Raw genomic sequence first — 11,719 nt, forward strand, 5'->3', positions numbered from 1 at the left:
GTATTGTGTTTTTTATTTATATATTTTAACTGATTGATTAATTTAACTTTGTTATAAGTGGATAATAATTTCATTTCTTGCCATCTAATTATCCTAAATATCCGGCCGGTCTAATTTGCATACTTTGGTTGTGTATACTCGATCTCGCCTGAAATTCTTTTGGGTAAATCTCCATTCATGCAATGAAGGGAATTTGTGATGAAAAAAGTTCTGTATGGCCTGTGGGCTATATCTGCGCTTGCGGCGACCTCTGTTTATGCCGCCCCCGTTCAGGTGGGGGAGGCCGCAGGGTCGGCAGCAGCGTCGGTTTCGGCAGGAAGTTCCTCCGCAACCAGCGTGAGCACCGTAAGTTCTGCGGTGGGGGTCGCCCTGGCGGCAACCGGTGGTGGCGATGGTTCTAATACCGGAACCACCACCACCACAACCACCAGTACCCAGTAATACCGGTACGTTTAACCATAACCACACTTCGGTGTGGTTATTTTGGATTGCCATAAGCCTGTGGGATTTGTAGGCCGGGGTAAACATAGCATCACCCGGCAATAATGCGGAGAAGCGTCGTGAAGCGACCAGCGCTGATATTGGTTTGCCTGTTATTACAAGCGTGTTCAGCTACCACCGAAGGGCTGGGTCATTCGCTGTGGGAGAGTGTGTTTGGGTCACCTGGCGTTCTGATGACGGATGATGATATCCACAATATGCCCTACGCCAGCCAGTATATGCAGCTCAACGGTGGTCCCCGGCTGTTTGTCGTGCTCGCTTTTACCGAAAACGGGCAGCAGAAATGGGTGACTCAGGATCGGGCCATTCTCGTAACGCAGCATGGGCGACTGGTGAAAACGCAACTCGGTGGCGACAACCTGATCGAGGTGAATAATCTGGCGGCGGATCCACTGATCAAGCCCAATCAGATAGTCGATGGCGCAACGTGGACCCGAACGATGGGCTGGACTGAGCATCAACAGGTCCGTTACGCCACTGCCCACTCGATTTTCAAATGGGATGGCCCTGATAGCATCAGCGTGGGCAGCGAAGAGACCGCGGTTCGGGTGCTGGACGAAGAGGTGACGACCGATCAGGCGCACTGGCATAACCGCTACTGGATCGACAATGAAGGGCAAATCCGTCAGTCAGAGCAGTATCTGGGTGCACATTTCTTCCTGGTGAAAACCACGCTGATTAAGGCGGCAAAACCATGATGAAACGGACAATTACCGCGTTGCTCGTCAGTCTGAGTATGTCATCTGTTTTTGCCGCAGGTGACGTAAAAGTGATGATCGCAGGCCACTCAGAACCGCAGATGTTGACCGGTGCTGAACATCTGATCGACCTGGTGGGGCAGCCACGATTAAGCAACAGCTGGTGGCCGGCAGCGGTTCTCGGTGAAGCGCAAGCCACTATCTCGGCACAACGCCAGCAGCAGGCATTACTGGCGCGCCTGGCAGTGCTGAGTGCAGAGGAAAGTGGTGAGGATGCTGCAGCGATTAACGCGCTACGCCAGCAGATTCAGGCAGTGAAGATAACCGGCAGACAGAAGATTAACCTCGACCCGGATGTTGTGCGCGTCAGCGAACGAGGCAACCCGCCGTTGCAGGGCAATTACTCGCTGTGGGTTGGTCCACAGCCAACGGAGATAACGCTATTTGGCTTACTAAGTCGTCCGGGTAAACAACCGTTTATGCCCGGCCGTGATGTGGCCAGTTATCTCGCTGAACAACATCGGCTCAGCGGTGCAGATCGCAGCTATGCGTGGGTGGTCTATCCCGACGGACATATGCAGAAAGCGCCGGTGGCTTACTGGAACAAACGCCACGTTGAGCCGATGCCCGGCAGCATCATTTTTGTCGGACTTTCCGAAGCCGTCTGGAGCAACGTTCCGGATGAAATCAATGCCGATGTTCTTCGCACTCTGACTCAGCGGATCCCTGAATAATGAGAAAAACTTATCTGCTCAGCCTGTTGGCGCTGGGCGTGAGCGTTGCCTGCCACGGTGAAACCTGGCCTGCACCTGTTGGACCATCACAGTCCGATTTTGGCGGCGTGGGGCTGCTGCAAACCCCGACTGCGCGGATGGCGCGTGAGGGCGAAATGAGCCTCAACTACCGCGATAACGATCAATACCGTTACTACTCAGGGTCGGTGCAGCTTTTCCCCTGGCTGGAAACCACGCTGCGTTATACCGATGTTCGCACCAAAAAGTACAGCAGTGTAGAGTCGTTTTCTGGCGATCAGACATACAAGGATAAGGCGTTTGACCTCAAACTGCGGTTGTGGGAAGAGAGTTACTGGATGCCGCAGGTCGCGGTTGGTGCACGGGATATTGGTGGAACCGGTCTGTTTGATGCGGAGTACATTGTGGCGAGTAAAGCCTGGGGACCGTTTGATTTCTCACTGGGTCTTGGCTGGGGCTACCTGGGGACCAGCGGCAACGTCAGCAACCCGCTGTGTTCCTACAGCGATAAATTCTGTTATCGCGACAATAGCTACAAACAGGCGGGTTCTATCGATGGTAGTCAGATGTTCCATGGTCCGGCATCGTTGTTTGGCGGTGTGGAATATCAAACCCCCTGGCAGCCGCTGCGTTTGAAGCTGGAGTATGAAGGCAATAATTATCAGCAGGATTTTGCGGGTAAGCTGGATCAGAAGAGCAAGTTTAACGTCGGCGCTATTTATCGCGTCACCGATTGGGCCGACGTTAACCTCAGCTACGAACGTGGCAACACTGTTATGTTTGGCTTCACGCTGCGTACCAACTTTAACGATCTGCGGCCCGCGTATAATGACAATGCCCGCCCGAAATATCAGCCCCAGCCCCAGGATGCCATCCTGCAACATTCTGTGGTGGCGAATCAGCTAACGTTGCTGAAATATAACGCTGGGCTGGCAGACCCTAAAATTCAGGTGCAGGGCGATACGCTATACGTCACCGGTGAACAGGTGAAATACCGTGATTCGCGTGAAGGGATCGAACGCGCCAACCGGATCGTGATGAACGATCTCCCTGACGGGATCCGCACGATCCGCATTACGGAAAATCGCCTGAACTTACCGCAGGTGACGACCGAAACGGAGGTTTCCAGCCTCAAGCGCCATCTGGAAGGCGAGCCGCTGGGTCATGAAACTCAACTGGCGCAAAAACGCGTTGAGCCCGTGGTGCCGAATACTACCGAGCAGGGCTGGTATATCGACAAATCACGTTTCGATTTTCACATCGATCCGGTACTTAACCAGTCGGTGGGTGGCCCGGAAAACTTCTATATGTATCAACTGGGCGTGATGGGAACGGCGGATCTGTGGGTCACGGATCACCTGCTGACCACCGGTAGCCTGTTTGCCAACCTCGCCAATAACTACGACAAGTTTAACTACACTAACCCACCGCAGGATTCGCATTTACCGCGGGTGCGTACCCATGTGCGTGAGTATGTACAGAACGACGTCTACGTGAATAACCTGCAGGCCAATTACTTCCAGTCACTTGGAAACGGATTCTATGGACAGGTTTACGGCGGTTATCTGGAAACCATGTACGGCGGGGCGGGCGCGGAAGTATTGTATCGTCCGCTGGATAGCAACTGGGCGTTTGGCATTGACGCCAACTACGTGAAACAGCGTGACTGGCGTAGCGCACAGGACATGATGAAGTTCACCGACTACAGCGTGAAGACCGGGCATTTGACGGCGTACTGGAATCCTTCGTTTGCTCAGGATGTTCTGGTGAAAGCCAGCGTGGGGCAGTATCTGGCGGGTGATAAAGGCGGCACGCTGGAAATTGCGAAACGCTTCGATAGCGGTGTGATAGTTGGCGGCTATGCGACTATCACGAATGCATCGCCGGACGAGTACGGAGAGGGGGATTTCACCAAAGGGGTGTACGTTTCCGTGCCGCTGGATCTTTTCTCCTCTGGTCCAACCCGCAGCCGTGCAGCGATAGGCTGGACACCGTTAACGCGTGATGGTGGTCAGCAGCTTGGGCGTAAGTTTGGTTTGTACGATATGACCAGTGACAGGAGTGAGAACTTCCGTTGATGTGAATGTTGATCGCCCGGTGGCGCTACGCTTACCGGGCCTACGGCAGGCCGAATATGGCAAAGCCGCCATCCGGCAAGAACCGTTGTGCGAACAAAATCTAAACAAAAAATGTAGATCTCTGTCACATTTTTGCGTTATACAGGAACCTCGCCACTGAGTAAGAGGTGCTGTTATGACGTCGCTATCTCGTCCGCGCGTGGAGTTTATCTCCACCATCTTGCAGACCGTGCTGAATCTGGGGCTGCTGAGTCTGGGCCTGATCCTGGTCGTATTCCTCGGGAAAGAAACGCTGCATCTGGCAGATGTGTTGTTCGCGCCGGAACAAACCAGCAAATATGAGCTGGTGGAAGGACTGGTGGTTTACTTTCTGTACTTTGAATTTATCGCGCTGATTGTGAAGTATTTTCAGTCAGGGTTTCACTTTCCGCTGCGCTACTTTGTCTATATCGGGATCACTGCGATTGTGCGGTTGATCATTGTCGATCATAAAGCACCCATGGATGTGCTGATCTACTCTGCGGCGATCCTGCTGCTGGTGATCACCCTGTGGCTGTGCAACTCGAAGCGGTTGAAGCGAGAGTAAAAAACAACACGCCGTTGGGGCGGCGTGTTGCAGGTCAGTCTTATTGTGCAGAGACGGGTTTGGCTTTCTCTGCTGTGGGTTCCCACAGTTCTTCAAGTTCTTCCAGTGTTTTACCTTTGGTTTCCGGTACGAACTTCCACATGAACAGCGCCGCCAGAATGCCCATACAACCGTAAATCCAGTAGGAGAAACCGTTGTGGAAATGGGAAACCAGCCAGGAGTTTTTGTCCATCATCGGGAAGGTCCAGGAGACGAAGTAGTTCGCCAGCCACTGGGCTGCGACCGCAATGGCGAGTGCTTTACCGCGAATCGCATTGGGGAAGATTTCTGCCAGCAACACCCAACACACCGGTCCCCAGGACATAGCGAATGCTGCGACATAAAACAGCATCGACAGCAGCGCCACCAGGCCGGAAGCCTGCGTATAAAATGCAGTGCCGAGGCTGAACATCCCAATTGCCATGCCGAGTGCGCCAATGATCTGCAGCGGTTTACGACCAAACTTGTCCACCGTCATGATAGCCAACACGGTGAAGCTGAGGTTGATTACACCGACAATAATGGTCTGCAATAGCGCCACATCGGTGCTGGCTCCAAGCGTTTTGAAGACTTCCGGTGCGTAGTACAGCACGACATTGATGCCGACAAACTGCTGGAAGATGGATAACATCACGCCGATGACGATCACGCCTGCACCAAACATCAACAGACGACCACCGGTTTTGCGTCCATGCTCAAGTGACTGATTAATCTCCTGCATTGCCTGAGTGGCGAGTGTGCTACCCATAATTTTGCGCAGAATACCTTCTGCCTGCTCATGTCTGCCGCGCGCCATCAGCCAACGTGGGCTTTCTGGTACGGTATACAGCAGCAGTAAAAACAGCAGGGCGGGGATACTTTCGGAGGCAAACATATATCGCCAGCCATCGGTATTCAGCCAGTTGGCATCGCCAGAACGGGCAATAAAATAGTTAACGCAGTACACCAGTAACTGGCCAAAAATAATCGCGAATTGGTTAAAGGAAACCAGTTTTCCACGAATATGTGCCGGAGCCAGCTCAGCAATATACATAGGTGAAAGCATGGAAGCTAAACCTACGCCAATACCACCGATGATGCGATAAATAACGAATTCGGGGACATACCCTGCTAAATAAACAGGTACAGCATTATCGGGGTTAATGGTGGTAAAACCTAATTCTGGCCATGCGGAACCGATGCCGGAAATAAAAAATAACAGCGCAGCGATTTTCAGCGAATCCCGGCGACCAAAGCGGTTACTGCAATACCCGCCAAGCGCGCCGCCGATGATGCAGCCAATCAGTGCACTGGCAACACAGAAACCTAACAGCGAGTTAGCGGCGGATTCACCGAGGTTTTGTGGGGCAACAAAAACAGTATTTAAGGACTCTACCGTACCGGATATGACCGCAGTGTCATAACCAAATAATAGACCTCCTAATGTAGCAACTAGCGTAATCGAAAATATATAGCTGGAATTATATTGGGTATTCATTCAGACCTGCCTTAGACGATACAGCTCTTTTTATCAGTATTGGAGATGGTGGATTTAACAGGCAGGGAAGACAATTATCATTTTTTACATTGCAATTACGTTTTGTCTTTTCTGTGATCTTAGCTCTGTTTAATATGTTGCCAGTCAGGTGGAGAATTGAATTGCAGTGATGGAGAGCACGAAAGGAAATAATCATAACGGCAATGCAAAATAACATAAAAAAAGGGCGCTCCGTAGAGCGCCGAATAACAGTCACAGGTTGGGATAACATAAGTTGAGGGTTGCAGTGGCATTGCCCGTTGCCGGGCGGGGTAACACAACTACTTTGATGAAACTTAACCTTTCACACCACCCGCGGTCAGGCCGTTGACCAGCCAGCGCTGTGCCAACAGGAATACCAGCGTGATCGGAATGGCGGAAAGTACAGCTGCGGCGGCAAAGTCGCCCCACAAATAGTTCTGTGGATTGAGGTACTGCTGCATGCCTACCGCAAGGGTGTAGCTGTTCACATCACGCAGCAGCAGTGATGCGACCGGGACTTCAGTAATGGCGGCAATGAATGACAGAATAAACACGACCGCCAGAATCGGTACCGAGAGCGGCAACAGCACCAGGCGGAAAGCCTGCCACGGCGTTGCGCCATCCAACGCGGCCGCTTCTTCCAGCGAACCATCAATGGTTTCGAAATAGCCTTTAATCGTCCACACATGCAGTGCGATGCCGCCAAGATAAGCGAAGATCACACCACCATGGGTGTTGAGACCGATAAACGGAATATATTGGCCCAGACGGTCAAACAACGCGTATAACGCCACCAGGGACAGTACCGCCGGGAACATCTGGAAAATCAGCATCCCTTTCAGCAGCGTTGCTTTGCCCGGGAAACGCATGCGGGCAAAGGCATAAGCACAAGTGGTGGAGAGCGTCACAATACCGATCGCAGTAATGGTGGCCACCTTCACTGAGTTCCACAGCCACAACAGCACCGGGAAAGGTGGTGGCGTCACACGACCATCCGCGTGCTCTACGCTAAAGCCCAGCGCCAGTTTCCAGTGCTCCCAGGAGATGTTTTCCGGGATCAGACTGCCAGTGGCGAAGTTACCTTCGCGCAGCGAGATAGCGATAACCATCAGCAGCGGGAACATGATCGCCGCGATAAAAATCAGCAGCAGCAGGTGTGTTGTTAAGAGACGCAGTTTCTGAGATTTGGGTTGTACCATAGCCATGTTCGTTGTCTCCCTTAATCAAACTTCATACGTGTGGCTTTCAGGTTCACGATCGCCAGTGCGCCTACCAGCAGGAAGATCAGCGTGGCAATCGCCGCCGCCAGACCGAAGTCCTGACCGCCGCCGCCTTCAAAGGCGATACGGTAGGTGTAGCTCACGAGCAGGTCGGTATAACCGGCAGGCGTGGTGGTGCCAAGTCGGTCCGGGCCACCGTTGGTCAACAGTTGAATCAGCACGAAGTTGTTAAAGTTAAAGGCAAAGCTGGCAATCATCAGCGGCGTTAGCGGCTTAATCAGCAGCGGAAGCGTAATCTTAAAGAAGTTCTGGAACGGACCGGCGCCATCCATTGCTGATGCTTCATACAGGTCATCAGGAATCGCCTTCAGCAGACCCATGCACAGGATCATCATGTACGGATAGCCGAGCCAGGTGTTGACGATGATAATCATCGAGCGCGCGGTGGTTGGGTCGCTGAACCAGGCCGGTTTGATGCCAAACAGTGTGCTCAGCATCATGTTGATTTCACCAAAACTTTGGTTGAACAATCCTTTGAAAATCAGAATCGAGATAAACGACGGTACGGCGTAGGGCAGGATAAGCAGGACGCGGTAAATCGCTTTGCCTTTCAGGGATTCCCACTGCACCAGACAGGCCAGAACCATCCCTACCGCAACGGTGAGGATTACCGTCAGGACTGAGAACACCACTGTCCAGACGAAGATGGCGAAGAATGGCTTCTGGATGCCTTCATCAGTAAAGACGCGGGTGAAGTTGTCCCACCCAATAGCGACGGTATAGCCTGGACTGAGTTTTTCTGTACCCCAACTCCCGTCAGCGTTAATTGCCTGATAGTAACCAACATCGTTGTTGGCCCGGTATTTTACGCCGCTCTGGTTATTGGTGAGCGTACCGTCATCAGCGAGCGTATAGAGCGGCTGTGTGCCGGAGAACTGACGCAGCGAACTCATGATAACTTTGCTGTCATCCGGCAGAATGGCCGTTAACTGCGTCAGCGCCTGACGATTTTGGGTGATAATACGCAGCGTCGCGCGTTCGCCAGTTGGCAGTGTATCAGCGTCCTTCAGTTGCAGTTTCTGCTCGCCGCCAAATTTAAAGGCATCGGAAACGTAATTTTTTCCTGTTTCACCGTCGGTAAGGGCCAGTTGCCACTCATCACCCGCCGGGTACAAGCCGAAATTATAGGTTTTGCCCGCCTGATATGAACGCTCCATCAGGACTTGTTGAGCGCGTTCAAAGGTCAGCTGGTTAGTGCTGCTGTAGTTGGTAAAGGCAATGGCAATGGTGCAAACCAACGGAAACAGAACAAACAGCCCCATCCCCGCGACACCAGGATAAACATAGCGCCAGGCATAGGCTTTACGGTTAGCGAAAATATACAGGCCAGCAGAGCTTAAAATCAGCGTCATGATGGCAAACAGGTACTCCCCCTGAGCGTACATCAAAACAACAAGGTAACCGACCAGTAGCCCAAGCAGACCCATCACTGACCATTTCAGCGTGTCGCTTTGCCACCAGTGTTTCTTTTTAATGACATCCATGGGGATCTTCCTCTACAACATTGAACATCTGTCGGCAAAAGTGCCTGATGGCGCTGCGCTTATCCGGCCTACGGTGAGTTGTAGGCCGGATAAGGCATTTATGCCGCCACCCGGCACGTGTGCTACAGCACTACTTGGTGATACGACCCTGTGCGTCTTTCAGTGCAGCATCAACAGTCTGACGACCGCTGGCTGCGTTGATCACTGCGGTACGAACGGCGTACCAGAACGCTGACATCTGCGGGATGTTCGGCATGATTTCGCCTTTCTGGGCGTTATCCATGGTGGCAGCGATGCGTGGATCTTTTGCTAATTGATCCTGGAAGGATTTCAGCGCAACGGCACCCAACGGTTTGTCCTTGTTCACTTCATCCAGACCCTGATCGGTCAGCAGGTAGTTTTCGAGGAACTCTTTCGCCAGTTCTTTGTTCGGGCTGGCGGCGTTAATACCGGCGCTCAGTACCCCAACAAACGGTTTAGACGCTTTGCCTTTGAAGGTTGGCAGCAGCGTTACGCCGTAGTTGATTTTGCTCTTGTCGATGTTCGACCATGCCCACGGGCCGTTAATGGTCATCGCGGTATCGCCTTTGTTAAAGGCCGCTTCGGCGATGGAGTAGTCGGTATCCGCGTTCATGTGTTTGTTCTTGATGAGATCAACCAGGAAGGTCAGACCGGCTTTCGCGCCAGCGTTATCCACGCCGACGTCTTTCACATCGTACTTACCGTTTTCAAACTTGAATGCGTAACCACCGTCGGCAGCAATCAGCGGCCAGGTGAAGTACGGTTCTTGCAGGTTGAACATCAGTGCAGATTTACCTTTCGCCTTCAGCTCTTTATCCAGCGCAGGGATCTCTTCCCAGGTTTTTGGCGGGTTCGGAACGAGGTCTTTGTTATAAATCAGTGACAGTGCTTCAACCGCGATTGGGTAGGCAATCAGCTTGCCGTTATAGCGTACGGCATCCCAGGTGAACGGATAGAGTTTGTCCTGGAACGCTTTGTCCGGCGTGATTTCAGCCAGCAGGCCAGACTGTGCGTAACCACCAAAACGGTCATGCGCCCAGAAGATGATGTCCGGGCCATCACCGGTCGCGGCAACCTGCGGGAATTTTTCTTCCAGCTTGTCAGGGTGCTCAATGGTGACTTTGATACCCGTGTCTTTCTCGAATTTTTTGCCCACTTCAGCGAGGCCGTTGTAGCCTTTATCGCCGTTAATCCAGATAACCAGCTTACCTTCTTCAATCTTGGCGAGAGCCGAGGCGGAGAACATCATCGTCGTCAATGCGGACAATGCGAGGATGCGTGCGCCAGTTTTGATTTTCATAGTTCCCATCCTGTTTGGTGATTTTGCAGAGGTGGCTTAACGGTTACTAGTTTCTTTATACGACAACCTCTTTCCATCCTCCTTACCCCTACGCCCCACCCGTTCTTTATGTGATCTGTGTTACATAAATGTGAGTAATGCGTACTGGCGCACATAAAAACCCACTGATTTTTGCAGGCTGCATCACGAAATTCCTCTGAGGCAGGTAGCCAGGGTCTCAGACGCTGCTCTCTCATCCTCCCGCCTCCTCCCCCATAAAAAAGCTGGGGGGTGGAGGATTCACGCCGTTAAGGGATAACGCATAGTCAATCCATCAATGAATGTTGCTGTCGATGACAGGTTGTAACGAAGGGAGAAGGGCATGGCGAGCGTACAGCTGCGAAATGTAACGAAAGCCTGGGGTGACGTGGTGGTATCGAAAGATATCAATCTCGACATTCACGAAGGGGAATTCGTGGTGTTTGTCGGACCGTCAGGCTGTGGTAAGTCAACCTTGCTGCGTATGATCGCCGGACTTGAGACCATTACCAGTGGTGATTTGTTTATCGGGGAGACCCGGATGAACGACATTCCACCCGCCGAACGTGGTGTGGGGATGGTCTTCCAGTCCTATGCGCTGTATCCCCATTTGTCCGTCGCCGAAAACATGTCATTCGGCCTCAAACTCGCTGGCGCGAAAAAAGAGGTGATGAACCAGCGTGTTAATCAGGTTGCGGAGGTGCTGCAACTGGCCCATCTGCTGGAGCGCAAACCCAAAGCGCTCTCCGGTGGGCAACGTCAGCGTGTGGCAATTGGCCGTACGTTGGTTGCAGAGCCGCGTGTCTTTCTGTTGGACGAACCGCTGTCAAACCTCGATGCCGCACTGCGCGTCCAGATGCGCATCGAAATCTCCCGCCTGCATAAGCGTCTTGGTCGCACGATGATTTACGTCACCCACGATCAGGTCGAAGCGATGACCCTGGCCGACAAAATTGTGGTGCTGGATGCCGGCCGCGTCGCGCAGGTTGGTAAACCCCTCGAGCTGTACCACTACCCGGCTGACCGCTTTGTTGCCGGGTTTATTGGTTCGCCAAAGATGAACTTCCTGCCGGTGAAAGTGACAGCAACGGCGATCGATCAAGTTCAGGTTGAGCTGCCTAACCGCCAGCAAATATGGCTACCAGTGGAAAGCCGTGCGGTGCAGGTCGGCGCCAATATGTCTTTAGGTATCCGCCCGGAACATCTGCTGCCCAGCGATATTGCTGATGTCACCCTCGAAGGTGAAGTACAGGTAGTCGAGCAGTTGGGTCACGAAACTCAAATCCATATCCAGATCCCCGCCATCCGTCAGAACCTGGTTTACCGCCAGAACGACGTGGTGTTGGTAGAAGAGGGTGCCACATTCGCTATCGGCCTGCCGCCAGAGCGTTGCCATCTGTTCCGTGAGGATGGCACTGCATGTCGTCGGTTGCATCAGGAGCCGGGCGTTTAAGGTCCCCATAA

10 protein-coding genes are annotated in these 11,719 nt (G+C 52.6%); 6 read left to right on the forward strand and 4 right to left on the reverse strand.

Translation table 11 applies throughout. The features are described 5' to 3' along the window. Positions 1-198: 198 nt before the first annotated feature. From yjbE to psiE, 5 genes are all read left to right on the forward strand, one after another. The gene (gene yjbE / locus NNO02_RS07720; protein ID WP_003826562.1) at positions 199-441 is read left to right on the forward strand and encodes an exopolysaccharide production protein YjbE; all 243 of its coding nucleotides are present in this window, start codon (positions 199-201) and stop codon (positions 439-441) included. Between the two features lie 119 nt (positions 442-560). After that, positions 561-1,199: a YjbF family lipoprotein gene (locus NNO02_RS07725; RefSeq protein WP_271440980.1), complete on the forward strand. Its 639-nt coding sequence runs from the start codon at positions 561-563 to the stop codon at positions 1,197-1,199. After that, positions 1,196-1,933: a capsule biosynthesis GfcC family protein gene (locus tag NNO02_RS07730; protein WP_271449298.1), complete on the forward strand. Its 738-nt coding sequence runs from the start codon at positions 1,196-1,198 to the stop codon at positions 1,931-1,933. The genes NNO02_RS07725 and NNO02_RS07730 overlap by 4 nt, the downstream gene beginning before the upstream one ends. Beyond that, complete coding sequence (locus tag NNO02_RS07735) at positions 1,933-4,029, forward strand: YjbH domain-containing protein (protein ID WP_271440978.1); 2,097 nt, start codon at positions 1,933-1,935, stop codon at positions 4,027-4,029. Before NNO02_RS07730 ends, NNO02_RS07735 begins: the two co-directional genes overlap by 1 nt. A gap of 175 nt (positions 4,030-4,204) precedes the next feature. Then, positions 4,205-4,615 carry a phosphate-starvation-inducible protein PsiE gene (gene psiE, locus NNO02_RS07740; protein ID WP_003031674.1) on the forward strand — a complete coding sequence of 137 codons (411 nt, stop codon included), beginning with the start codon at positions 4,205-4,207 and terminating at the stop codon, positions 4,613-4,615. 40 nt (positions 4,616-4,655) lie between these two features. Here the strand turns inward: psiE and xylE are convergent, their stop codons facing one another. The 4 genes from xylE to malE all read right to left on the reverse strand — a co-directional run bounded on the left by xylE (position 4,656) and on the right by malE (position 10,237). Continuing rightward, on the reverse strand, positions 4,656-6,131 hold the full coding sequence (gene xylE, locus NNO02_RS07745) for a D-xylose transporter XylE (protein WP_271454526.1): 1,476 nt from the start codon (positions 6,129-6,131) through the stop codon (positions 4,656-4,658). A 335-nt stretch (positions 6,132-6,466) separates the two neighbouring features. Continuing rightward, entirely contained in the window at positions 6,467-7,357 is an 891-nt protein-coding gene (gene malG, locus NNO02_RS07750) for a maltose ABC transporter permease MalG (protein WP_016155340.1), read from the reverse strand. A 14-nt stretch (positions 7,358-7,371) separates the two neighbouring features. Next, the gene (gene malF, locus NNO02_RS07755) at positions 7,372-8,916 is read right to left on the reverse strand and encodes a maltose ABC transporter permease MalF (RefSeq protein WP_271454527.1); all 1,545 of its coding nucleotides are present in this window, start codon (positions 8,914-8,916) and stop codon (positions 7,372-7,374) included. A 130-nt stretch (positions 8,917-9,046) separates the two neighbouring features. Further along, entirely contained in the window at positions 9,047-10,237 is a 1,191-nt protein-coding gene (gene malE, locus NNO02_RS07760; protein WP_003031680.1) for a maltose/maltodextrin ABC transporter substrate-binding protein MalE, read from the reverse strand. Between the two features lie 361 nt (positions 10,238-10,598). On the opposite strand from malE, the gene malK reads away from it, so the two are divergent. After that, on the forward strand, positions 10,599-11,708 hold the full coding sequence (gene malK, locus NNO02_RS07765; protein ID WP_005132674.1) for a maltose/maltodextrin ABC transporter ATP-binding protein MalK: 1,110 nt from the start codon (positions 10,599-10,601) through the stop codon (positions 11,706-11,708). The last annotated feature ends 11 nt before the right edge of the window (positions 11,709-11,719 follow it).

The organism is Citrobacter sp. Awk 2 (assembly GCF_028069815.1).
Lineage (GTDB): Bacteria > Pseudomonadota > Gammaproteobacteria > Enterobacterales > Enterobacteriaceae > Citrobacter.